The organism is Microbacterium sp. Root61, from assembly GCF_001427525.1.
Lineage (GTDB): Bacteria > Actinomycetota > Actinomycetes > Actinomycetales > Microbacteriaceae > Microbacterium.
In genome coordinates, this window is the sequence record NZ_LMGU01000001.1 from 3,018,738 (window position 1) to 3,040,870 (window position 22,133).

Below are 22,133 nucleotides of genomic sequence, written 5' to 3' on the forward strand. Positions count from 1 at the left end.
AATGAGGGATGACGTGTTCAGAGGAACGCGGAGCGTCCGGTGAGGGACCGGCCCACGATCAGGGCATTGATCTCGTGGGTGCCTTCGTAGGAGTAGACCGCCTCGGCATCGGCGAAGAAGCGGGCGACGTCGTTCTCGAGGACGATGCCGTTGCCCCCCACGACCTCTCGAGCCAGTGCGACCGTTTCGCGGGCGCGCAGCGATGTCCACATCTTCGCGAGCGACGAGTCCTCGTCGCGATAGTGGCCGGCGTCCTGACGGCGGGACAGCTGCACGACCATCCCGAGTGACGCGGTGACGTTTCCGAGCATCCGCGCCAGCTTCTCCTGCACGAGCTGGAAACCGCCGAGGGGGCGACCGAACTGCTCCCGCTCGGTGACGTAGCGCAGCGCAGCTTCGAACGCTCCCGCCTGCACGCCGGTCGCGATCCACGCGACATCGGAGCGCATACGGCGCAGGAGCCCTCCGACGTCGCGGAACGAGTTGATGTTCTGCAGTCGATCGGCCTCATCGACGCGCACGCCGTCGATCGTGATGACGGCGTTCTGCATGATGCGCAGCGATGTCTTGTGGGGGATCTTCTCAAGCGTCATGCCGGGAGCGTCCCGGGCGACCAGGAACGCCTTGATCTGCCCGTCGGCGATGTCGCGTGCGAACACCGCGATGACATCGGCGCCGAACGCGCCGCCGATCCAGCGCTTCTCGCCGTCGAGGACCCACGTGTCGCCGTCGCGGCGGGCGGTCGTGGCCAGTCCGCCGGCGATGTCGCTGCCGTGCTCGGGCTCGGTCAAGGCGAAGGTGCCCTTCAGCGTGAACGAGCGGATGAGCGGGTCGAGCCGTGCGGCCTGTGCCGCGGACCCGCCGATTCCCACCGTGGTGCGGAAGAGACCGGATTGCGCGTTGTACCAGGTCGCCAGCGAGGCGTCAGTGCGCGCGAGGACGAAGTTGCGGAACCCGGCGAACAGGGTGGTGTCGGCCTCGCCGGTGCCGCGCAGCTCGACGGGGTCCATGAGATCCAGTGGGATGAGCGCGTCGCCGAACGCATCGGGCAGCTCCGCGCGTTCCCACGCGTCGGTCAGGACAGGGCGGATGTCGCGGGTCAGGGTGTCGTCGAGATCCGCCAGCACGCCACGGGCTGCGGGGCTGAGATGTTCGGCGAAGCCGTATGCATCGCTGATGAGATCCATGTCAGCTCGACAGGCCGAGGAGGCGGGCGGCGTTGTCGCGCATGATGCCCGGCATGACCTCGGGCTTCAGTGCTGTCTTGGCGGCATCCGCGATCCACCGATCGGGAGTGAGGAGCGGGAAGTCCGAGCCGAAGAGCACCCGTGTCTTCAGGTACGAGTTCGCGGCGCGCACGAGCGTCTCGGGGAAGTACTTGGGGCTCCAGCCGGACAGGTCGATCCACGTATTGTGCTTGTGGGTCGCGACGCTCAGGGCTTCGTCCTGCCACGGCACCGAGGGGTGGGCCATGATGATCTGGAGGTCAGGGAAGTCCGCCGCCACGGGGTCGAGCAGGATCGGATTGGACAGGCCGAGGCGGAAACCGTACCCGCCGGGCATGCCGGCGCCGATGCCCGTCTGTCCGGTGTGGAAGAGGGCGACCGCACCGAGTTCCTGGATCGCCCCGTACAGGGGGTAGTAGGCCTCGTTGCTGGGATCGAAGCCCTGGACGGTCGGATGGAACTTGAACCCTCGTACGCCGTGCTCCTCCACCAGCCGTCGTGCCTGCTCGGGGGCCGCTGCGCCGGAGAGCGGGTCGACCGAGCCGAACGGGATGAGCACGTCGTTGTTGCGAGCGGCCCCCTCGGCGATCTCCGCGCTGGAGATCGCCGGGTGGCCGAGCCGCGTGGTGGCGTCCACCGTGAAGACCACGGCCGCCATCGAGCGTTCGCGATAGTACGCCGCGACACTGTCGAGGTCGGGACGGGGGGCATCGGCGCTGAAGTACTTCGATGCGGCCTCGACGAGGTCGGCGGGCAGCGACGCGTGGCCGTGCGCATCGACCTCGATGTGCACGTGCATGTCGATGGCAGTCAGCGCGGACACATCGATCGCGGGTTCGTAGCGGGTCATGGTCGGTCCGTTCGTCAGCGAGTGGACGCTACGCGGTGGGCGCGGGGCGCTGCAGGTCTTCGGGCAGCGGAGGGAAGCTCTCGCCGACGGACTGCAGCGAGCTGCCGACGCTGGCCGGGAACTCGGCCTCGAGGGCTTCGTAGGACCAGCCGCCGTCGTGGTATTCGGTGACGACGGCTTCGGGGTGCGACCAGAGCTGCAGGCGGTCGCCGCCCACGCCGATGGCCTGACCGGTGACGTCGGCTGCGGCATCCGAGGCAAGGTAGGCGATGACGCCGGCGACGTCGTCGGACGTGCCGAAGCCGAGGTCGTGGCGGAAGAACGCCGGCATCGGCTCACCCTGCGCGTCCGCTTCGACGGCGGCGGCGAAGTAGGGGACCGTGGCAGTCATCGCGGTCGCGGCGACCGGGATGACCGCGTTCGCGGTGATGCCGGCGCGCTTGAGCTCGAGCGCCCAGGTGCGCACCATGCCGACGATGCCGGCCTTGGCGGCGGCGTAGTTGGTCTGGCCGAAGTTGCCGCGCTGCCCGGTCGGGGAGCCGATCGTGATGATGCGGCCGCCCTCACCCTGCTCGCGCATGTGCAGCACTGCTTCGCGCACGCACGTGAAGGTGCCCCGCAGGTGCACGTTGATGACGGTGTCGAAGTCGTCGTCGCTCATCTTCCACAGGACGGTGTCGCGCAGCACGCCGGCGTTGGTGACGAGGATGTCGAGGCGTCCGAACGTGTCGACGGCTGCGGCCACGAGCTGCTTCGCCGTGTCGGTCGGGCCGACCGGAGCGACCACGGCGACGGCCTTGCCGCCGGCGGACTCGATCGTCGCGACCGCGTCGGCCGCGGTCTGCGCGTCGACGTCGTTGATGACGACGGATGCTCCCTGCCGTGCCAGCTCGGCGGCGTAGGCCAGACCCAGGCCGCGGCCCGATCCGGTGACGATGGCGACCTTGCCGGCCAGCGGGGTCTCGGTGTTGGTCATGGGAACTCCTTCGTTGCAGGCTCACGGATCGTCCTTCCCCCATTGAAGTGAATATCGTTGAAGAAGTCAACTATTGAAAACGAGAGGTTTTGCTATGATCGGCCCATGGTGAAGCAGCGGGATGACTCACCCGTGGAAGCGGGCGACGCGATGCGTGAGTCTCCCCTCGCGGACGATCTCAGCTTCCTGCTCGCGCGTGCGAACGCGTTGTCGTTGGCCGCGGGCAACGCGGCGCTCGCCGAGCACGGCCTGCGGGCACGCTCGTACTCGGTGCTGGCACTCGCTGCGGGCGACTTCCGGCCTTCGCAGCGGGATCTCGCGGAGTATCTGCGGCTCGACCCGAGTCAGGTCGTCGCGCTCGTGGACGGCCTGCAGACCAGGGGGCTCGTGCGGCGCGAACCCGATCCGACCGACCGCCGGGCAAACGTCGTGGTCGCAACCGACGAGGGCCGCGAGATCTACCGGCGCGCGAGTGTGTCGGCCCGCGACGCCGAGCAGCGACTGCACCGCGGTCTCACCTCGGAGGCGCGCGAGGAGCTCGGCGCACTGCTGAGGGCGCTCGCGTTCCCGGCCTGATCGCGCTCGACGTGCGCACGCTCGACACGAGCGGCGCCGGACGCCGGCGAGATCGACACGCTCTCCACCGCGCTGCGGACCCTGGCGAGCGCGCCCGACGCCGACTGGTCGGCGCCGGCCGGCGCCGTCAGCGGGCGGAGCTGTTCGCCGCTGCGGTGGTGCCTACCGGGAGCATGAACCGGCCGAGGAAGTCGGTGAGCTCTTCGATGCCGTCCAGCGGCAGCACGTGCGCCACGTACTGATCCGGACGCACCAGGACGAGGCATCCGCTCTCGCGATCGACGCCACGTGCGTCGAAGATGTCCACGCCGGCGTTCGCGGTGAACGCCTTCTCGTAGTCGGCGAGACCGTAGCGGCCCTTGTGCGGCCGCAGGATCTCGGGCAACGCCGTCGGCTCGACGCTGGTGTGCGGCTGCTGCAGGATGCCGCGGACGTCCAGGACGGCGTCCAGGTCGGCCCCGGCGGGCGTGAACCGTGCGATCGGCGAGTCCGGCCCCTCGGCGAGGGCCGCGCAGAACGCACGTAGGCGCGACTGCGGGTCATCGATCGATCGGCGGTCCGCGAACGCGTACAGCCGCCAGCGGCCGTCGGCCTGGGCGACGTGCCCCAGCTCCATCTGCTTGGCGTCTGCGAGGCGCATCACCTGCGCGGAGTGGAAGCGCTCGCCGATCGGGAACCCCGCGGCCAGATGCTGCGAGGCGCCCCCGCCGGTGAGCAGGCTCGGCTGGTACTGCGTGGCCATGCCGGCCGTGTAGCGCCCCTGCTTCTGGAAGTGGTTCTGGAGCGCGTCGGGGTCTACGCCCTCGCCGGTCATCGTGTCCAGCGGCTTGGCGCTCATCATGGCCGCCCACTCCTTGTCGAAGCGGATGAGGTCGCCCGCGACCGACTGGCGCTCCGCCGAGTACGTGTGCAGCAGCGCCGGGGCGCTGCGCCCCTCGAGCACCGCGGCGAGCTTCCAGCCCAGGTTGAACGCATCCTGCATCGAGACGTTCATGCCCTGCCCGGCCTTGGGGCTGTGGGTGTGGCAGGCGTCGCCGGCGATGAAGACGTGCGGAAGCCGCGTCTCGATCTCGTCCTCGGGGACGTCGTCGAACTTGTCGGTGAGGCGCTGTCCGATCTCGTAGATCGACCACCACACGATCTCCTGCACGTCGAAGCGGTGCGGATGCAGGATGCGCTGCGCGGCGGCGATGACGTCGTCGGATGTGAGGGCGCGCTCGGCCACCCGCTCGCCGGGCTGGAGTTCGTCCATCTCGATGTAGAGGCGCACCATGTAACCGCCCTCGCGCGGGATGATGATCATGTTGCCGACCTCGGCGGACTGGATGACCGACTTGAAGCGGATGTCGGGGTAGTCCGTGACGGCGAGGACGTCCATGACGCCCCACGCCTGGTTGGCGGAGTCGCCCTTGAGCTCGCGCCCGATCGAGCGGCGGACCGCGCTGCGCGCGCCGTCGCAGCCGACGACGTACTTCGCGCGGACATCGCGCGATGTGCCGTCCGCGGCCTGCATCGTCACCGTCACCGGGTGCGAGCCGGTGTCCGCGACCTGCACGTCGGTGACGTCGAGGCCGTAGTCGGGCTCGAGGTGGCTCGCGGAGTCACGCATCGAATCGAGCAGGAAGTCCTGCACGCGGGCCTGGTTGAGGATGACGTGCGGGAACTCCGACAGCCCGTCCTCGACATCCTGGATGCGACCGCTGCGCGTGATGCTGCTGCGGTCCTGCGCGTCGGGACGCCAGAACACGGTCTCGTTGACCCAGTACGACTCGCGCAGCAGGCGCGCGCTGAAGCCGAAGGCGTCGAACATCTCGACACTGCGGCACGCGAGGCCGTCGGCCTGGCCCATCTGGAGTGCGCCGTCGCGGCGCTCCACGACGCGGGTGCGGATGTCGGGGAAGGCGGCCAGCTGGGCGGCGAGCACGAGTCCGGCGGGTCCCGTGCCGACGATGAGCACGTCGACCTCGTCGGGAAGGCCGGTGTCGGCCTGTGTCGGGTCGACCGGGTGCTTCTCGGGGTCTCCAGGGCGGAACCCGTTCAGGTACGACTGCATCGGCGTCCTCTCCTTCGTGCATCTCCGCGCATTAATACGTGTACGGACGATTATAGCCTCACGTGTGCCGAGACCGCCAGGAGCGGATGCCGCGAGCTCACTCGCGGGACGACCATGTCAGTCGGCGGAGGGGATCGCGACCTGCGTGAGGGCGGTGAGGAACACCGCGCGTCGGGAAGCGGGAAGGGGCTCGAGCACCCGCTGCTGCACCGCTTCCACCCGCGGTGCGTACGCGGTCGCCGCGCGCTGGGCGTCGTCGGTGAGGGAGAGCACGCTCCGGCGGCGGTCGGCCGGGTCGCGATGGCTCAGCAGCCACCCGCGCCGGGCCAGCCGATCGACGATGTCGGCCGCCGTCGACTTGTCGAGCGCGGCCAGGGCGCCGAGTTTCCGCTGGCTGATCTCGGGATGCCGCGCGAGCACGTACATCGTCGCGAACTGGGGACCGGTGAGCTCGTGGTCGAACTCTTCGGCGAACAGCGCGGTGTGCACCTGCTGCGCCCGTCGGACCAGGTGGCCGGGAATCCACAGCGGTGACGAGGATGCACCGTCCCCGTTCGGATCGTCGTCGCTGACGGTGTCCAGGCGCGCGATCACCGCGAGGTCCGCCACGAAACGATCTCGCTCGTCGCTCGGCAGCGGCGCGAGGAGACGGGACTGGACATGCTGCACCCGCGGGGTGAGGTCTTCCAGGGCCAGTGTCGCCGCCGGGGTGAGCGCGAGCACGTCGCGGCGCGCATCCCGGGGATCCCGATGGCGGGTGATCCAGGCCTTGCGCACGAGCCGGGCGACGACCTCCATCGTGCTCGACTTGTCCAGCGATGCCAGTTCGCCGGCACGACGTTGATCGATGCCGGGCCACGCGGCCACGGAGGCGAGCAGCGAGTACTGCGGGCTGGTCAGCTCCGAACCGAGCTCCTCCGCCCAGATGGCGTTGTGCACCTGCTGCGAACGCCGCAGCAGGTGGCCGCAGGCGGCTTCGAGTGCCGGATCCGCGCGCAGCGCCGCCGAAATATCGATGGCATCGGTGGATGGCATGCGACCTCCGCTCTGCTCGCCGCGTCGCCCAGGATACCCGCGCCGACCCGGAAAGGAGCGGGCGGATGGCCACGATCGGATCACGACAGCGCGCCGGTCACCCACATCACGATCAGGGACGTGCCCATCACCAGGACCCACAGGATCGCGCCGAGCAGGAGCGGCCGCCATCCTGCGCGGCGGACCGCCCGGAGATCGGTGGAGAGGCCGATGCCGGCCAGTGCGGTCGCGATCAGGAAGACGCTCCCCTCGACCAGCACGTCGCGTGCGCCGCCGGGCAGATCCACGAACGAGTTCGCGACCGCCACGACGAGGAACCCGACCAGGAACCACGGCACGAGCTTCACGACGCGCCCCGGTGTCAGGCGCTGAGGCGTGGCGCCTTTCCGTGCCTCGACCACGGCGAGCCCGACGCTGATGGGGACGATCATGAGGGTGCGCACGAGCTTCACGACCACCGCGAATCCCAGTGCCGCGGCGCCGTACATGCTCGCGACGGCCACGACCGAGCTCGTGTCGTTGACGGCTGTCCCGGCGAACAGGCCGAAGGCATGCGGGTCCATGTGCAGCAGATGGCCGATCGCCGGGAAGACCGCGATCGCGAGGATGTTGAACAGGAAGATCGTCGACACGGCGTACGAGACCTCGGCGCTGGCCGCGCCGATGACGGGCGCCACGGCGGCGATGGCGGACGCCCCGCAGATGCCGGTGCCCACCCCGATCAGGGTGCGCAGGCGCTCCGCGACGCCCAGCATCCGTCCGATCCCCCATGCCGCGAGCAGGCACACGGCGAGCGAGGAGAGCATCACCGGCAGAGATTCGAGGCCCACCTCCAAGATGCTCTGCAGCGAGAGCTGGAAGCCGAGCAGCACCACCGCGCACTGCAGCAGGAACCTGGCGGAGAAGGCGATGCCGGCGCCCAGGCGAGAAGCCGGACGCCGAACCACGGCGATGGTGACCCCGATCACGACGGCGGGCAGCGCGGAGCCGACGACCGGGACGAGCCTGCCGATAATCGTGGCGACCGCCGCGATCGCCAGGCACAGTGCGGCGCCCGGCGTGACCTGGGTGACCCGGTGGACGAGGCGGGCGGAGAGCGTGGTGAGGGTCGCAGCGGGCATGCTTCCACGCTGTCAGCGGCGCTCCGGCGCGGGAACCCGGTCGCTGCCTGCAGGGGTACAACTGGCAGTTGTATCCTGGATGGATGGATTGGACGCCGCACGTCGCCGCGATGAAGGTGCTCGAGGCGGTCATCCGCACCGGCAGCATCTCCGCCGCGGCGCGGGAGCTCGGCGTCAGTCAGCAGTCGGTCTCGGCGCGGGTGCGATCCTTCGAGCGACTGCTCGGGGTCGAGCTCATCGTGCGCTCGCCCTCCGGGGTCGTTCCGACCTTCGACGGCGAAGCGGTGCTGTCGTGGGCCGCCGACGTGCTGGCGGCCGTCGACCGCTTCGGCACTGCCGCCGAGCTGCTGCGCGACTCGCCCGATCGGGTCCTGCGCGTCGCGGCAAGTCAGACGGTGGCGGCGCATCTGCTCCCCGGCTGGGTGATGGGCCTGCGGCGACAGCAGCTCGCCTCCGATCGCACGCCGGTGCAGACGCAGCTGCGCACGGGCAACAGTGCGCAGGTCGTCGAGCTGCTGCATGCCGGCGAGATCGACCTCGGCTTCATAGAGACGCCCGTGCTTCCGCAGGGACTCGGGCACTCCACGGTGGCTGTGGACCGCCTCATCCCCGTCGTCTCGCCCGTGCATCCGTGGGCGGGGCGCCGTGAGGTCGACATCGCCGAGCTCGCGGACACTCCGCTGGTGGCCCGCGAAGAAGGATCGGGCACCCGCGAGGCATGGGAGCGCGCCGTGCGGCTGATCCTCACCCGTGCTGCGGTCGAGCCGTGTCTCGTCCTCTCCAGCACCGCCGCCGTGCGCTCCGCGGTCGCCGAGGGCATCGCACCGGCGATGCTCAGCGAGCTCGCGGTGGCCGACGACATCCTTCTCGGGAGGATCCATCCGCTCGAGATCCAGGGGCACGCGATCACCCGGCCGCTCACCGCCCTGTGGCGCGGCGGGGCACGCGACCTGCTCGGCTCAGCCCGCGAGCTCGTGGACGCGGCCTCCCGCGCCAGTCGACGCGCCGCGGGCTAGCCGCGTCAGCGCTCGAGGACGAAGCGGTCGCGCCCCACGAGCATGCCGACCACACCCTGCGCGATCAGCACCAGCAGCATGAGACCGAGGGAGAGGGCCCATCCGCCGGTGGCAGCGTGCAGCCAGCCGAACGCGACCGGGCCCATCGCGGCGATGATGTAACCGACCGACTGGGACATGCCCGACAGGGCGGCCGCGGTGTCGTGGTCGCGGGCGCGCTGGGCCATCAGCGTCAGCGACATTCCGAGGGATGCCCCGGACGTCGAGCCGATGCACGCGGCCCACAGCATGATCGCCTGCGGGGCGAGCATCAGGCCGAGGACGCCGATGATCCCGACGATCGGGAGCAGCGCCGGAATGAACCGACGCGCGCGACCGCGCAGCAGGAACGGCAGGGTCAGGGAGCCCGCGATCGAGAACAGCTGGTAGAGCATGACGTCGAAGCCGGCGACGACCGGAGTGCGTCCGATCGACGTGGAGATCGTCGCGAGCCACGTGACGACCATGTAGAAGATCGTCGCCTGGAACGCCATGTACCCGGCCACCAGCCAGGCCGTGCGGTCGGTCCAGATGCCGGTGCGGGCGCGGCGGCCGGTCGTGGCTGCGGCGACCGGTGCGCGTTCGCCGCGGTGCGCCCAGAGCCATGCGCCGATCGCGAACGGCAGCAGTACGCCGCCGACCACGAGCAGGGCGAAGCGCCACCCCGCCGGGTCCTGCGGCCACGACAGGTTCGAGATGGGTACGACGACGCCGGAGGCGATCGCGCCGAAGCCGCCCAGCAGAGCCGAGTACAGCGCGGTCATGCCGGCGACGTTGCCGGAGAAGTCGCGCTTGACCACGGCCGGCATGAGCACGTTGACGATGGCCAGCGCGATGCCCAGCAGGGCGGTGCCGATCCAGAGGCTGGCGACCGGGCCGGGCAGTGAGCGCACGACGGTGCCCACCGTGAGCAGCACGAGGGACCACAGCATGACCCGGGACATCCCGAACCGGCGGGTCAGATCGTGCGCGATCGGCGAGAAGAGCGCCCACGCCACCAGGGGGACGGAGGCGATCAGCCCGAGCGCACCCGTGGCCATGCCGGTGTCGGTGCCGATCTGGTCCAGCAACGGACCCACCGCCGTGATGGTCGGTCGCATGTTCGCGGCGACCAGGCATACGGCGACGAAAAGGAGCAGCCGCGACGGCCGCTCAGCCTTGCGGCCGTCCATGGGTCCTCCAGTGTTCCGGCGCCGATACGACATCAATGGCCGGGTGGTCTCCCACCCGGCCATTCCAGCATCGATCCTCCGCGGAGGACCGACGGGATCCCACCCACTGGGCGGGACCCGCTTCAGGAGGTGACGTTCGGCGTGCCGTGCGTGTGGAAGGTCTCGATGGTCTTCATGCCCCACGCCTGACCCTTCTTGCGCTCCTCCGAAGTCCACTCCACGACGGGGGAGTCGGGGTCCAGCAGCAGGCGGGCGCCGGCATTGGCGAACTCGATGCGGTTGCCGCCGGGCTCCCACACGTAGAGGAAGAACGTCTGGTTGATCGCGTGCTTGTGCGGGCCGGACTCGATGTGGATGCCGTTCTCCAGGAAGATGTCGGCGGCCTTGAGGATGTCCTCGCGCGTGTCCGGAGCGAAGGCGATGTGGTGCAGGCGGTCGCCGTGCTTGGTCCAGTCATCGGAGTACACGACGTCGTACGACTTGTTGTTGAAGTGGAACCACCAGGCGGCGTAGCCGCCGTCATCCAGCGCGATGCGCTCGCTCTCGCGGCCGCCGAGGGCCTTGGCGATGAACTCGCCGTTGGCCACGACATCCTTCGCGAGGAAGTTGATGTGATCGAGGCGGCGCGCGTTCACTCCGCGGCCCGGGAAGGCGGACGCCTGGTTCTTCAGGGCCGGCTTGTCATCGGTCGCGACATATCGCTCGGACTCGTAGTAGATCGCCATCTTGTGACCGTCGGGGTCGCGGAACTCGAACGTCGGGCCGGTGCCGACCTCGCCGTCCACCCAGCCTTCGCCGAGACCCGTCTCCTTGATCGCCGCGACGCGACGCTCCAGGGCGTCCTGGCTCGAGGCCCGGAACGACGTGCGGCCCACGCCGGCGTCGGCGGATGCCGTGAGCTTGATCGTGTACTGCTGGTACTCGTCCCACGTGCGCAGGTAGACGGAGTCGCCCTTCTCCTCGACGACGCGCATGGCGAGCAGGTCCTGGAAGAACCACAGGCTCTTGTCGAACGTCGCGGTGAGAAGTTCGACGTTGCCCAGGTGGGCCACGTCGAAGGAGGTGTAATCGGTCACAGTGCTGTCCTCTCCGACAGTCGGGTTCGGTCGTTCAGATGGGTCAGAGGCGAGGGCGCGGGAAGACCGTGCCGTCGAAGATCTTGCGGGCCGTGCGAAGCGACATGGAGGAAGCCCGCCATGTGCCGTCGGGGTCCTGCGCGACGCGGACCCGAGCCGGGAACGTGCCGGTCGGGTGCTCGATCAGGTACGGACCGTCGCTCGGCACACGCGCGAAGTCGGCGCCGACGGCGCCGGGGATGCTCACGCCGGCGGCGACGGATGCCGCCATCAGGACGCCGATCGAGGTGTGCACGCGCGCGGGAATGAAAGCCCGGGTGCCGACCACGCCGTCGCCCTGCGGCGGTGAGATCAGGAACATCTTGGGGACGGTCTGCGCGCTCACGTCGCCGAGGCCCATGATCTCGCCCGCGCGCAGGCGGATCTCCTCGACGCGGCGGGTGAGATCCGCGTCGGCCTCGAGCTCTTCGGGGCTCTCCCGGCCGGTCACCGCGAACTCGTCTGCGCGCAGCAGCACGACGGGCATCCCGTTGTCGACGAGGGTGACCCGGTGTCCGGCGATGTCGTCGGCGGCGTTGCCGGTGGGCAGCAGCGGACGGTCGCCGGCGGACATCTCGAGCTCGATCGGCGCGGCCGTGCCGGGCACGCCGTCGATCGAGGCATCGCCGTCGTAGACCGGGAGGCCCTCGGCGACGGGGAAGACGGCGGTGGCCGTATCGCCGGTGTTCACGAGCCGGATGCGGACGCTCGCCTCGGCGCCGTCGGCGCAGATCAGGCCGCGCTCGAGGGCGAACGGCCCAATGCCGGCCAGGAGGTTGCCGCACGTCTGCGCGTCGCTCACGACGGGGCGATCCACGACGATCTGCAGGAACAGGTAGTCGACATCGATGCCGGGCGTCGTGGACGTCGAGACGATCGCGACCTTGCTGGTCAAGGGGTGCGCGCCGCCGAGCCCGTCGATCTGCGTCGGATCGGGGCTGCCCATGATCCGCAGCAGCAGGTCGTCACGCTCGGCGGGGTCGGCGGGCAGATCGGACGCGAGGAAGTACGCGCCCTTGGACGTGCCGCCGCGCATCAGCATGCAGCGGACGCCGTGCACCGTCATCCGCTCAGCCGCGCCCATGCTCCGCCTCGAAGTCCTGTGCGGTGACGTAGGTGACGCCGAGGTCGGCGAGCAGCGGGCGAAGGTTGTTGCGGTCGAGGCTCAGATCGCCCGCCTGGTACGCCGCGCGCGAGCCCGCTTCCTTGGCGACGCGCGCGTCGGAGGCGAGCAGAACGGCGGATGCCTCGGCCCTGGGCACACACACCACACCGTCGTCGTCGGCCACGATGATGTCACCTGCGCACACGACCGTGTCGCCGACCGTGATCGGCACGTTGACACTGCCGGCGGTGGCCTTGACCGTGCCCTGCGCGTTGACCGCGGCCGACCAGACGTGGAAGCCCATCGCCCGCAGGTCCACGACATCGCGGACCCCGCCGGTGGTGACCAGCCCGAGCACGCCGCGCTGCTGCAGGGCCGTGGCGAACAGCTCGCCGAACGATCCGTCCAGCGAGGGGGACGTGGTGGTGACGACGAGGATGTCGCCGGCCCGGCACTGCTCCACGGCGGCGTGGATCATCAGGTTGTCGCCGGGCCAGTTGAGCACGGTGACCGCGGAGCCCGCGATGCGTGCGCCGTCCTGGAGCGGGCGGAGTGCGGCGCCGACGAGTCCGCGGCGGCCCATGGCCTCGTGGACGGTGGCGACACCGTGCACGCCGAGGGCGTCGATGGTCGCGGCATCCGCTCGTTCGATGTCGGTGACGACGAATCCGGTGCGTCCGACGCTCATGCCAGGGTGTCCGTGACCTGCGGGTAGTAGCGCATGTACGCCTCGCCCATCGTGTCGACAGGCAGTCCCAGGTTGGGGCCGGCGTTGCGCTTGACCTGCACGCCCCTGCGGACCGCGAGGGAGGTGTAGTACTCCCACATGTGCTTCTGCGCGGGCAGGCACTCCATCGCCTTCTGCTTCAGCGGGAACGCCTCGGTGATGTCCAGCAGCACGTTCGGCTTGAAGTCGCACTGCTCGGGCTGGTGCGGCTCGAAGAAGAAGACCGGGGGAGCCCCGATGATCTCGTCGCGCGAGGGATAGGAACCGTCGGAGTTCGCGACGCCGATGGCCTGTGCGAGCACGCGGGCCTGCAGCGCCATGCGCGCCGCAGCCGGGTGGTCGCCGTTGTACGGGTCTTCGAGCGGGTGGGTGAGCACGACGGTCGGCTGCACGCGACGGTAGACGTCGACGAGCTTCGCGACGGCCTCGGGGGACTCGATCAGCGGGTAGTCACCCAGATCGAGGAACTCGATGTCGGCGCCGAGCGCGGCGGCGGCCGCGGCGGCCTCGTCGCGCCGGATGGCCTTGATCTCATCCAGCGGCTTGCCCTGCAGCCACTGGCTGGCCGACTCCCCGCGCTCGCCGTAGGAGAGGCACACCACGGTGGCGCGCTCGCCGCGCATCGTCGCCGCCGCGATGGCCCCGGCGGCCCGCCACACGAAGTCGCCCGCGTGGGCGCTCACGACCAGAAGGGAGGGGGATGTCTGCGCCAAGGGAAGGGATCCTGTCTGCCACCGAATGGGGAATCGCCGGGGCGCGCGTCTCTGCGTCGAGGACTGCGGCCCGTCTCGATCCCTCAGGCAACCACACCTCTGGTGCATTGGTCAAGATTATGGTTACAATTCTGTCAACCCCGAAATCACTCTGTACATAGGTAAATAATCTCCGTACGATGGCGGGCGACACACTCACGACGACGATGTTGAAGGGAACGACATGGCTTCCAACCTCCAGGAACTGCTCGACGAGACGGGGAGCACGGTCGACCACCTGCGCAACTCGCAGCTGGGCACCTACATCTACCCGGTCGTGCCGGCCGAGTTCAGCAACTGGCGGCGCGAGCAGGCCGCATGGCGCAACTCCGCGGTGCTCTTCGACCAGACCCACCACATGGTCAACCTGTTCCTGTCCGGCCCCGACGCGCTGCGGCTGCTGTCCGAGACGGGCATCAACAGCTTCGCCAACTTCCCGCTGAACACCGCCAAGCAGTTCGTGCCGACCGCCTCCAACGGCGGCGTCATCGGTGACGGCATCCTGTTCCACGAAGCCGAGAACGAGTACGTCTACGTCGGACGCGCCCCGGGAGCGAACTGGCTGCAGTTCCACGCCGAGACCGGCGGGTACAACGTCGAGGTCCGCTACGACGACCGTTCCCCGTCGCGCCCGTACGGCCAGGCCGTGCACCGCGAGTACTACCGCTTCCAGATCCAGGGCCCGAACGCCTGGCAGGTCATCGAGAAGCTCGCCGGCGGCCCCGTCGAGAAGGTCCGCTTCTTCCACATGGGCGAGCTGACCATCGCGGGCTCCAAGGTGCGGACGCTCCGCCACGGCATGGCCGGCGCACCCGGACTCGAGCTGTGGGGCCCGTACGCGGAGCACGGCAAGATCCGCGACGCGATCCTCGAGGCCGGCCGCGAGTTCGGCATCGAGCCCTGCGGGTCGCGCGCCTACTCGTCGAACACGCTCGAGTCGGGCTGGATCCCGTCGCCGCTGCCGGCGATCTACTCGAGCGAGGCCGAGCGCTCCTACCGCGAGTGGCTGCCCGCGAACAGCTACGAGGCGATCAACGCCCTCGCCGGCTCGTTCGTGTCGGAGAACATCGAGGACTACTACCTCAACCCGTGGGAGCTCGGCTACGGCTCGTTCGTCAAGTTCGACCACGACTTCATCGGTCGCGACGCGCTCGAGAAGATCGACCCGGCCGCCCAGCGCAAGAAGGTCACGCTGGCCTGGAACGACGAGGACCTCGCCAAGCTGCTCACCACGCCGATCGATCGCGACGGTGTCGGCTACCAGTTCTTCGACCTGCCGAACGCGAACTACGGCTCGTCGAACTACGACGCCGTGATCGACGGCGACGGCAACACCGTCGGCCTGTCGCTGTTCACCGGAGTCACGGCGAACGAGAAGCGCGGACTGTCGCTCGCGACGGTCGACGCCGACCTGCCCGTGGGTGAAGAGGTGCGCGTGGTCTGGGGCGAGCCCAACGGCGGCTCGAAGAAGACGACCGTGCAGCCGCACAACCAGCTCGCGGTCCGCGCCGTGGTCAGCCCGGTGCCCTACGCGGTCACCGCGCGCAACGAGTACCAGGGCGGCTGGCGCACCGCCGGCGCCTCGGCCTAGTTCCGAAAGGGCCCCGGGAGGCGACTCCCGGGGCCCTTTCGCGTGCGCTGCGCGGGCTCAGGCGAGCTCGCGGAGGGCCTCGATGACGCTCAGCAGGTGGACGCGCACGGCCTCGCGCGCGGCCTCCGGGTCGCGCGCCGTGATGGCGTCGATGATCGCGATGTGCTCCAGCACCGACACCTTCGCGCGCGACACGCGCGACCACAGCTTGAACTGGTGGCGGACGCTCTGGGCGTGGAGGCGGGCGAGCACATCCGACGCGGTCGCATGGCGGCTGATCTCGCGGATCCGCTGGTCCAGCAGCCGGTTGAGCCGCGCATACTCGGCGAGGTCGCCCTCGGCGACCGAGTCGAGCAGCCGCACCCGCAGTCGGGTGAACTCGGCGATCTCGGTATCGGTGATCGACTCGGCGGTCTTGGCCGCGCACAGCTCCTCGATACCGCTGCGCACCTCGAGGATCTCGATCGCCTCATCCAGTGAGATGGCGCGCACGCGCGACCCCTTGTTCGGCAGGCGCTCGACGAGGCCCTCGTTGGCGAGCTCCAGCAGCGCCGTGCGCACCGTTGCGCGGCTCGCGGCGAACGTGTCGCTCAGGTCGGCCTCGATGAGCCGCTGATTCGGGGCGTAGTCGCCCTGGATGATCGCATCGCGGATGCCATCGACCACGCGCGTCCCCGCGCTCTCCGGTGCCCCTGGTTCGTCGACTTCGACGCTGATCGACATGAGACTCCTTCTGTGAGCGGCCGGTGTGACCCGCCACAAGTTCAAGCCACTATTGTTCACAATATAGGTGCGGGATGCATAGCCTGCAGCGCAATCTCGGCGCATTTCGGTGCTGAGCCGCCGGGATCCAGTGGGTCGACGCCGCGGATTCTCCCGATCGAGGACAACGACGACGGGCCCGGGCGATCGCCCGGGCCCGTCGTCATGTCGCTACGCGTCAGGCGTCGGCCCAGACGTCCGCGGCGATCGCGACGGTGGTCTCGATCTTGGCCCACTGCTCGTCCTCGGACAGCACGTTGCCCTCCTCGGTCGAGGCGAAGCCGCACTGCGGGCTCAGCGCCAGCTGCGCGAGCGGCGCGACGGCGGATGCCTCGTCGATGCGACGCTTGATCGCGTCGGCGTCCTCGAGCTCACCGGACTTGGTCGTGATGAGGCCGAGCTCGACGACCTTGTCGCCCTGCGGCAGGAATCGCAGGGGCTCGAAGCCGCCGGCGCGCTCGTTGTCGTACTCGAGGAAGTAGCCGTCGAACGTGGTCTCACCCAGCAGCTGCTCGGCGACCGGCTCGTACCCGCCGGAGGAGATCCACGTCGAGCGGAAGTTGCCGCGGCAGACGTGGGTCGTGACGACCATGTCGGCGGGCTTGTCGCGCAGCGACGCGTTGATCAGTGCCGCGTACCGCTCGGCGAGGTGATCGGTGCGGATGCCGCGTTCGGCCGCCTTCTTCAGCTCGTCCTCCGAGCAGAGGTACGCCCATGCGGTGTCGTCGAACTGCAGGTAGCGGCATCCCGCGTCGTAGAACGCCTGGACGGCGGAGCGGTAGGTCGCCGCGAGGTCTTCGAGGATGTCGTCGTGGTCGCCGTAGGACGATCCCGCGAGGGCGTCGCGCTCGAGGCGGAAGTCCAGGACCGTCGGGGCCGGGATGCTGATCTTCGGCGTCACGCCGGCTGCTTCGGCGACGGGCTTGAGGAAGCGGAAGTGCTCGAGCATCGGGTGATCGGCGGGGAAGCCGACCGGTCCGTCGATGTGCAGGCCGAGCGGGCGGGTCTGCACGCCCTGGAACTGGATGCCGTGATCGAGCTCGACCACGTTCACGCCGTCCAGCATCCCGAAGAAGTCGAAGTGCCACCACGAACGGCGGAACTCGCCGTCGGTGGCGACCTTGAGGCCGGCCTGCGCCTGGCGGGCGACCAGCGAGGTGATCGCCTCGTCCTCGACGGCGCGCAGCTCGGCGGCGTCGATCTCGCCCGCGGCGAGACGCACGCGGGCCGCCTTGACGGCGTCGGGGCGGAGGAAGCTGCCGACGATATCGGCGCGGAACGGCGGGTTCACAGACATGCCGACAACCCTACTTGAGCGTGGATCGGGCCCCTGGCGGCATTACGCTCCGCGACTGACGGAGATCGATTCGAGGTACTCCATCGACTTGAGCGACGAGTTCACGAGCGGCCGGAACCGCCCGCCCGGCGTGGCCGACGGGTGACCGGTCGGGAGATAGGCGGCCCGCAGCGCGACGGAGATCTCCCGCGCGGCGTGCGAGAGCAGTTCGATGTGTCCGAGCACGGGTACGTCGTCGTTGGGGACGACGAGTCCGATCGCGGCGATCACGTCGTTGTGTGCGCCGTACACCGGCACGGCGATGCCGCGGGACTCCTCGTGGATGTGCCCGTCGGTGACCGCCCAGCCGTCCGCGCGCACCCTCCGCAGCATCGCCCGCAGCTCCCGCTCCGTCGTGATCGTGTGCGGAGTGAATCGATGCATCGGCTTGGACAGCACCTCCTCGAGCACGGCCGGACCGGCGTGCGCGAGCATCACCAGCCCGCTGGAGGACGCGTGCACCGGAATGCGGCCGCCGATCAGGGTGGCGTTGACGACCGCGTCGCGCACCGACAGGCGGTCGAGGAAGAGCACCTCGGTGCCGCTCAGCACGGCCAGCTGGATGTGCTGGCGCACGCGGGCGTGCACGGCCTGCAGGTACGGGCGGGCGAGCTCGCGCAGGCCCAGGGCGCCGGGGGTGCGGCAGGCGAGCTCCCACAGTCGGATCCCGAGGCGATAGGTGCGATCGGGGAGGCGTTCGAGGAGGCCCTCGTGCTCGAGCTCGGCGACGATCCGGTGCGCCGTGGAGGGGGCGAGGCCGGCGCGGTCGGAGATCTCGGTCAGCGTGAGGAACGGCACGGCCGCCTCGAACGTGCCGAGTACTCTCAGGTGTTTACTGAGGACGGATTCGCCCCCGGATGCTCGCGCCACGATGCGCCTTCCGCTTTCGGACGGCACCCTCGCCGCCGTGTCCAGCCTGCTCTGACTGGATATCCTATGCTCCATAGTTCCATTGAACGGAAGTGATCGGCAGTGGACGCCGGTGGCGATCGTAGCCTGTGGATCTCTCACATTCGGACGACGGAGTCCGTGCAAGAGCACGATTTCCGTCTCCGTGACCCCTCAAGATCACGAAGCGGAATCCTTTGCGTAAACTCGTTCCAAAATCGTTGACAATCTCGTTGTCGATCTCTAGCGTCAACGAGGTGCGATCCGTCACGGTCCGCATACCCGAGAGCAATGACGCACCCAGGAGAGGTTGCCCATGGCCGCGCGCCTGAGCCTGAGAGACGTGAACCTCCGTTTCGGCGGCATCAAAGTCCTCGAAGACGTGAGCTTCGAGGTCGAGCCGGGATCCATCCACGGCCTGGTCGGCCCCAACGGCGCCGGCAAGACGTCGCTGTTCAACTGCATCAGCGGCCACTACAAGCCCAGCTCGGGATCGATCACGATCGACGGCGAGGAAGTGCTCGGGCTCGCTCCCTCCAAGCTCGCCCGTCACGGGCTCGCTCGCACGTTCCAGCATCCGGCGCTGCAGTTGAAGGCCACCGTGCTGGAGAACGTGCTGCTCGGCGGGCACACCGAACTGCCCGGCGGACCCCTCTCATGGTCGCTGCGCCTCCCCTTCACAGGGCGTGCCGAGCGCCGGCTGCGCGCCGAAGCGCTCGAGCTGCTCGAGCGCACCAACCTCGGCTGGGCGGCCGACCTGCCCGCCGACGAACTGAGCCACGGTCTGCACAAGGGCATCGAGCTGTGCCGCGCACTGCTGTCCAAGCCGTCGCTGCTGCTGCTGGACGAGCCGGCCGCCGGTCTCTCGCACGGCGAGGTCGAGCAGTTCATCGCCACGGTCAAGCGCCTGCGCGCCGAAGACGACATCACCGTCATCATCGTGGAGCACCACATGGGCCTGATCTCCGCACTCACCGACCAGGTCGTCGTGCTCGATCACGGGCGCAAGCTCATGGAAGGCACCGCCGCACAAGCGCAGTCCGACCCACGAGTGATCGAGGCCTATCTCGGAAAGGACGCGGTCGATGACGCTGCTTGAACTCGTCGACGTCACGGCGGCGTACGGTCCGGTGCAGGTGCTGGAGAGCGTTTCGCTCGAGGTCCCCGAAGGGGGCGCGGTCGGGATCCTCGGCGCCAACGGCGCGGGCAAGACCACCACCCTGCGAGCGATCAGCGGCACGGTGCGCACCGGCGGGAAGATCTCGTTCGACGGTCGCGACATCCGCGGCCTCGGTCCGGACAAGGTCGCCGCCCTCGGCATCGCGCACGTCCCGGAAGGGCGCGGCACGCTGGGCCAGCTCACCGTGCGCGAGAACCTCCGCGTCGGCGCCTATCTCCGCAAGGACCGCAAGGCGATCGCGGCGGACATCGATTACTGCCTCGACCTCTTCCCGAACCTGCAGGCCCGGATCGGCTCCAGCGCGGCTGCGCTCTCCGGCGGAGAGCAGCAGATGCTCGCCGTCGGCCGCGCGTTCATGGCCAAGCCGCGGCTGCTCCTGCTGGACGAGGCGTCGCTCGGGCTCGCGCCCAGCACCGCCAAGCTGGTCTACGAAGCGATTGGCCGGCTCCGCAAGGAGTCCGGCATCGCGATGCTGATCGTCGAACAGAACGCCAACCTCGCTTTTTCCCTCGTCGACACCGCGACCGTCCTGGAGACGGGTCGCAATGCGCTGACCGGCACCTCTGCCGAGCTCAAGGGCATGGACGAGATCCGACGCGCCTACCTGGGGGGTTGACCGATGGGCACCTTCATCCAGCTCGTCATCGATGGACTTTCGACCGGATCGATCTACGGCGCGCTCGCGCTCGCGATCGTCCTCGTGAACCAGGCGACGGGCCTCATCAACTTCGCACAGGGCGGAATGGCGGTCCTCTCCGCCTACATCGCGTACGTGTTCACCCAGCTGGGTCTGCCCGTGCTCGTCGCGATCCTGATCTCGGTCGTGATCTCCTTCTTCATCGGAGCCATCGTCGAGCGGTTCCTGGTCCGAAAGTTCGAGCGGGGCGACCCCGACACGGCCGTCGTCGTGACCATCGGCATCCTGACCCTGGTCACCGGCATCTGCGCGTGGATCTGGGGCTACAACAACCGCCAGTTCCCGTCCCTGTTCCCGCTCACCAGCGTGAACGTGTTCGGCGCCGTGATCAGCGTCCGCTCGCTCGGTACGATCCTCGCGATCGTGCTGATCATGATCGTGCTGCAGCTCCTCTTCATGAAGACGAAGTTCGGGCTCGCGCTGCGCGCCGTCGCCATCAACCCGCAGTCCGCGGCGTTCTCGGGTCTGCCCGTGGGTCGTCTGCTGATGGCGGGCTGGGGTCTGGCCGCCTCGCTCGGCGCGATCGCCGGATCGCTGGTCGCCCCGCAGCTCACGCTGACACCCGGGATGCTGGACACGGCGCTCGTCTACGCCCTCGCCGCGGTGATCCTCGGCGGGCTCACCAGCCCGATCGGTGCGATCGTGGCCGCCTGGTCGATCGGCGTGCTGGAGAACCTCGCCGCCGTCTACGTGCCCTTCATCGGGCATGACCTCAAGATCGCCGTGCCGTTCATCCTGATCTTCGTGATCCTGATCGTTCGTCCTCAGGGCCTGTTCGGCCGGAAAGTCGTGGTGCGGGTCTGATGGGCGGCGTGAACGACATGACGTACGGGATGCCGCGAGCCGGGGCATCCGGCTTCTTCCAGAAGTCCTGGGTGCGCTGGGGCCTGATCGTGCTGCTGGGCGTGGTGCTCATCGTGGCGCCGCTGGTCCTGCCGCAGTTCGCGAACCAGACGCTCATCCGCATCGGCGTGTACGCCGTCGCGGTGCTGGGCCTGAACATCGTGATGGGCTACGGCGGGCAGGTGAACCTGGGACAGATCTTCTTCCTCGGTCTCGGTGCCTATGTCACCGCCTACGGCGTCGCTAACGAGTGGAACATCGTCCTGGTGCTGGCCGCCGCGATCGTGATCCCCGGTGTGGTCGGACTGCTGGTGTCCTTGGCCGCCGCACGACTGGGCGGTCTCGCGATCGCCATGGTCACCATCGCCCTCCCGATCGTCGGCGTCCCGCTCGCGAAGCGCTTCTCCGATGTGACGGGCGGCTCGCAGGGGATCTCGGCGCGCTTCTCCGACGCCCCCGAGTGGACCGGTCTCTACAACGACCAGTGGCAGTTCTACATCGTCGCCCTCATCGCGGTGGTCGCCTTCGTGCTGGGACGCAACTTCGTCCGGGGCAAGTTCGGGCGGGCGCTCGCGATCGTGAAGGAGAACGAGTCGGTCGCCTCGTCGATGGGCATCTCGCCCTACCGCTACAAGGTGCTGGCCTTCACCGTTGCCTCGCTGTTCGGCGGTGCGAGCGGGTTCCTCTATATGGTGGCCGTCCAGTACACGTCGCCGGAGACGCTCAGCTTCCACCACTCGATCAGCCTGCTGGCCGCCATGGTCATCGGCGGCGCCGGCAGCATCGTCGGATCCCTGATCGGCGGCGCGTACTACGTCTTCGTCCCGCAGGCCACGAATGCGATCGACCCGAACCTGACGGCGATCATCCAGGGCGTCATCCTGCTCGTCGTGCTGTTCGTCCTCCCCGGCGGGCTCGTGAGCCTCCCGCGCAGGATCAAGCGCATGATGCGGCGCTCCGGCCCTTCGGCCGGTCCTACTGCGCCCGCTCCACAGACCACTCCTTCGTCGGGCCCTGAGCTGGGTGCCGCCGAGGAGGGACCGCAACAGACAGAGAGGCAAGGCCAAGCATGA

21 protein-coding genes are annotated in these 22,133 nt (G+C 69.1%); 7 read left to right on the plus strand and 14 right to left on the minus strand.

Going from position 1 to position 22,133, the window contains the following annotated elements:
* Window positions 1-17: 17 nt before the first annotated feature.
* The 3 genes from ASD65_RS14270 to ASD65_RS14280 are packed head-to-tail and all read right to left on the minus strand — an operon-like array spanning window position 18 to window position 3,052.
* Window positions 18-1,187, minus strand: a complete 1,170-nt coding sequence (locus ASD65_RS14270; protein ID WP_056223705.1) for an acyl-CoA dehydrogenase family protein — start codon at window positions 1,185-1,187, stop codon at window positions 18-20.
* 1 nt (window position 1,188) lies between these two features.
* Window positions 1,189-2,076 (minus strand): amidohydrolase family protein, encoded by an 888-nt coding sequence (locus ASD65_RS14275; protein ID WP_056223706.1) that lies wholly within the window; start codon window positions 2,074-2,076, stop codon window positions 1,189-1,191.
* Window positions 2,077-2,104: 28 nt separating this feature from the next.
* On the minus strand, window positions 2,105-3,052 hold the full coding sequence (locus tag ASD65_RS14280) for an SDR family oxidoreductase (protein WP_056223707.1): 948 nt from the start codon (window positions 3,050-3,052) through the stop codon (window positions 2,105-2,107).
* A 105-nt stretch (window positions 3,053-3,157) separates the two neighbouring features.
* Here ASD65_RS14280 and ASD65_RS14285 point away from each other — a divergent pair, with 105 nt between their 5' ends.
* Window positions 3,158-3,628: a MarR family winged helix-turn-helix transcriptional regulator gene (locus tag ASD65_RS14285; protein WP_056223708.1), complete on the plus strand. Its 471-nt coding sequence runs from the start codon at window positions 3,158-3,160 to the stop codon at window positions 3,626-3,628.
* Between the two features lie 127 nt (window positions 3,629-3,755).
* Here ASD65_RS14285 and ASD65_RS14290 read toward each other — a convergent pair whose 3' ends face one another.
* From ASD65_RS14290 to ASD65_RS14300, 3 genes are all read right to left on the minus strand, one after another.
* Window positions 3,756-5,681, minus strand: coding sequence for an FAD-binding monooxygenase (locus tag ASD65_RS14290; protein ID WP_056223709.1), 1,926 nt, complete (start codon window positions 5,679-5,681; stop codon window positions 3,756-3,758).
* 117 nt (window positions 5,682-5,798) lie between these two features.
* Window positions 5,799-6,716, minus strand: a complete 918-nt coding sequence (locus ASD65_RS14295; protein WP_056223710.1) for a MarR family winged helix-turn-helix transcriptional regulator — start codon at window positions 6,714-6,716, stop codon at window positions 5,799-5,801.
* A gap of 80 nt (window positions 6,717-6,796) precedes the next feature.
* Entirely contained in the window at window positions 6,797-7,837 is a 1,041-nt protein-coding gene (locus ASD65_RS14300; protein WP_056223711.1) for a YeiH family protein, read from the minus strand.
* Window positions 7,838-7,920: 83 nt separating this feature from the next.
* Between ASD65_RS14300 and ASD65_RS14305 the strand changes: the two genes are divergently transcribed.
* Window positions 7,921-8,853, plus strand: a complete 933-nt coding sequence (locus ASD65_RS14305) for a LysR family transcriptional regulator (protein ID WP_056223712.1) — start codon at window positions 7,921-7,923, stop codon at window positions 8,851-8,853.
* A 5-nt stretch (window positions 8,854-8,858) separates the two neighbouring features.
* On the opposite strand, the gene ASD65_RS14310 is transcribed toward ASD65_RS14305, so the two are convergent.
* The 5 genes from ASD65_RS14310 to ASD65_RS14330 all read right to left on the minus strand — a co-directional run bounded on the left by ASD65_RS14310 (window position 8,859) and on the right by ASD65_RS14330 (window position 13,724).
* Window positions 8,859-10,064 (minus strand): CynX/NimT family MFS transporter, encoded by a 1,206-nt coding sequence (locus ASD65_RS14310; protein WP_082561790.1) that lies wholly within the window; start codon window positions 10,062-10,064, stop codon window positions 8,859-8,861.
* A 122-nt stretch (window positions 10,065-10,186) separates the two neighbouring features.
* A complete protein-coding gene (locus ASD65_RS14315) occupies window positions 10,187-11,140 on the minus strand; it encodes a VOC family protein (protein ID WP_056223713.1) in 954 nt (317 codons plus the stop codon).
* A gap of 43 nt (window positions 11,141-11,183) precedes the next feature.
* Window positions 11,184-12,263 carry a 4-oxalomesaconate tautomerase gene (locus ASD65_RS14320; protein ID WP_235566722.1) on the minus strand — a complete coding sequence of 360 codons (1,080 nt, stop codon included), beginning with the start codon at window positions 12,261-12,263 and terminating at the stop codon, window positions 11,184-11,186.
* Window positions 12,250-12,972, minus strand: coding sequence for a 4-carboxy-4-hydroxy-2-oxoadipate aldolase/oxaloacetate decarboxylase (locus ASD65_RS14325; protein ID WP_056223714.1), 723 nt, complete (start codon window positions 12,970-12,972; stop codon window positions 12,250-12,252). Before ASD65_RS14325 ends, ASD65_RS14320 begins: the two co-directional genes overlap by 14 nt.
* Complete coding sequence (locus ASD65_RS14330) at window positions 12,969-13,724, minus strand: PIG-L deacetylase family protein (protein WP_056223715.1); 756 nt, start codon at window positions 13,722-13,724, stop codon at window positions 12,969-12,971. The genes ASD65_RS14325 and ASD65_RS14330 overlap by 4 nt, the downstream gene beginning before the upstream one ends.
* A gap of 223 nt (window positions 13,725-13,947) precedes the next feature.
* Here ASD65_RS14330 and ligM point away from each other — a divergent pair, with 223 nt between their 5' ends.
* Window positions 13,948-15,354, plus strand: a complete 1,407-nt coding sequence (gene ligM / locus ASD65_RS14335) for a vanillate/3-O-methylgallate O-demethylase (RefSeq protein ID WP_056223716.1) — start codon at window positions 13,948-13,950, stop codon at window positions 15,352-15,354.
* A gap of 57 nt (window positions 15,355-15,411) precedes the next feature.
* Here ligM and ASD65_RS14340 read toward each other — a convergent pair whose 3' ends face one another.
* From ASD65_RS14340 to ASD65_RS14350, 3 genes are all read right to left on the minus strand, one after another.
* Window positions 15,412-16,077 carry a GntR family transcriptional regulator gene (locus tag ASD65_RS14340; protein WP_056223717.1) on the minus strand — a complete coding sequence of 222 codons (666 nt, stop codon included), beginning with the start codon at window positions 16,075-16,077 and terminating at the stop codon, window positions 15,412-15,414.
* A gap of 217 nt (window positions 16,078-16,294) precedes the next feature.
* Complete coding sequence (locus tag ASD65_RS14345; RefSeq protein WP_056223718.1) at window positions 16,295-17,413, minus strand: 5-methyltetrahydropteroyltriglutamate--homocysteine S-methyltransferase; 1,119 nt, start codon at window positions 17,411-17,413, stop codon at window positions 16,295-16,297.
* A gap of 42 nt (window positions 17,414-17,455) precedes the next feature.
* Window positions 17,456-18,322, minus strand: a complete 867-nt coding sequence (locus ASD65_RS14350) for an IclR family transcriptional regulator (RefSeq protein WP_082561792.1) — start codon at window positions 18,320-18,322, stop codon at window positions 17,456-17,458.
* A 334-nt stretch (window positions 18,323-18,656) separates the two neighbouring features.
* On the opposite strand from ASD65_RS14350, the gene ASD65_RS14355 reads away from it, so the two are divergent.
* From ASD65_RS14355 to ASD65_RS14370, 4 genes are read left to right on the plus strand one after another with little or no spacing between them, the layout of a single operon-like run.
* The gene (locus ASD65_RS14355) at window positions 18,657-19,439 is read left to right on the plus strand and encodes an ABC transporter ATP-binding protein (protein ID WP_056223719.1); all 783 of its coding nucleotides are present in this window, start codon (window positions 18,657-18,659) and stop codon (window positions 19,437-19,439) included.
* Entirely contained in the window at window positions 19,426-20,136 is a 711-nt protein-coding gene (locus ASD65_RS14360; RefSeq protein WP_056223720.1) for an ABC transporter ATP-binding protein, read from the plus strand. The genes ASD65_RS14355 and ASD65_RS14360 overlap by 14 nt, the downstream gene beginning before the upstream one ends.
* A 3-nt stretch (window positions 20,137-20,139) precedes the next feature.
* Window positions 20,140-21,021: a branched-chain amino acid ABC transporter permease gene (locus ASD65_RS14365; RefSeq protein WP_056223721.1), complete on the plus strand. Its 882-nt coding sequence runs from the start codon at window positions 20,140-20,142 to the stop codon at window positions 21,019-21,021.
* A gap of 17 nt (window positions 21,022-21,038) precedes the next feature.
* Window positions 21,039-22,133 (plus strand): branched-chain amino acid ABC transporter permease, encoded by a 1,095-nt coding sequence (locus tag ASD65_RS14370; RefSeq protein WP_156378956.1) that lies wholly within the window; start codon window positions 21,039-21,041, stop codon window positions 22,131-22,133.

Bases quoted from the DNA above. Each gene is read 5' to 3' on its own strand.
- ASD65_RS14270 (WP_056223705.1), bottom strand. From the start codon at position 1,187: ATGGATCTCATCAGCGATGCATACGGCTTCGCCGAACATCTCAGCCCC.
- ASD65_RS14275 (WP_056223706.1), bottom strand. From the start codon at position 2,076: ATGACCCGCTACGAACCCGCGATCGATGTGTCCGCGCTGACTGCCATC.
- ASD65_RS14280 (WP_056223707.1), bottom strand. From the start codon at position 3,052: ATGACCAACACCGAGACCCCGCTGGCCGGCAAGGTCGCCATCGTCACC.
- ASD65_RS14285 (WP_056223708.1), top strand. From the start codon at position 3,158: ATGGTGAAGCAGCGGGATGACTCACCCGTGGAAGCGGGCGACGCGATG.
- ASD65_RS14290 (WP_056223709.1), bottom strand. From the start codon at position 5,681: ATGCAGTCGTACCTGAACGGGTTCCGCCCTGGAGACCCCGAGAAGCAC.
- ASD65_RS14295 (WP_056223710.1), bottom strand. From the start codon at position 6,716: ATGCCATCCACCGATGCCATCGATATTTCGGCGGCGCTGCGCGCGGAT.
- ASD65_RS14300 (WP_056223711.1), bottom strand. From the start codon at position 7,837: ATGCCCGCTGCGACCCTCACCACGCTCTCCGCCCGCCTCGTCCACCGG.
- ASD65_RS14305 (WP_056223712.1), top strand. From the start codon at position 7,921: ATGGATTGGACGCCGCACGTCGCCGCGATGAAGGTGCTCGAGGCGGTC.
- ASD65_RS14310 (WP_082561790.1), bottom strand. From the start codon at position 10,064: ATGGACGGCCGCAAGGCTGAGCGGCCGTCGCGGCTGCTCCTTTTCGTC.
- ASD65_RS14320 (WP_235566722.1), bottom strand. From the start codon at position 12,263: ATGGGCGCGGCTGAGCGGATGACGGTGCACGGCGTCCGCTGCATGCTG.
- ASD65_RS14325 (WP_056223714.1), bottom strand. From the start codon at position 12,972: ATGAGCGTCGGACGCACCGGATTCGTCGTCACCGACATCGAACGAGCG.
- ligM (WP_056223716.1), top strand. From the start codon at position 13,948: ATGGCTTCCAACCTCCAGGAACTGCTCGACGAGACGGGGAGCACGGTC.
- ASD65_RS14340 (WP_056223717.1), bottom strand. From the start codon at position 16,077: ATGTCGATCAGCGTCGAAGTCGACGAACCAGGGGCACCGGAGAGCGCG.
- ASD65_RS14345 (WP_056223718.1), bottom strand. From the start codon at position 17,413: ATGTCTGTGAACCCGCCGTTCCGCGCCGATATCGTCGGCAGCTTCCTC.
- ASD65_RS14355 (WP_056223719.1), top strand. From the start codon at position 18,657: ATGGCCGCGCGCCTGAGCCTGAGAGACGTGAACCTCCGTTTCGGCGGC.
- ASD65_RS14360 (WP_056223720.1), top strand. From the start codon at position 19,426: ATGACGCTGCTTGAACTCGTCGACGTCACGGCGGCGTACGGTCCGGTG.
- ASD65_RS14365 (WP_056223721.1), top strand. From the start codon at position 20,140: ATGGGCACCTTCATCCAGCTCGTCATCGATGGACTTTCGACCGGATCG.
- ASD65_RS14370 (WP_156378956.1), top strand. From the start codon at position 21,039: ATGACGTACGGGATGCCGCGAGCCGGGGCATCCGGCTTCTTCCAGAAG.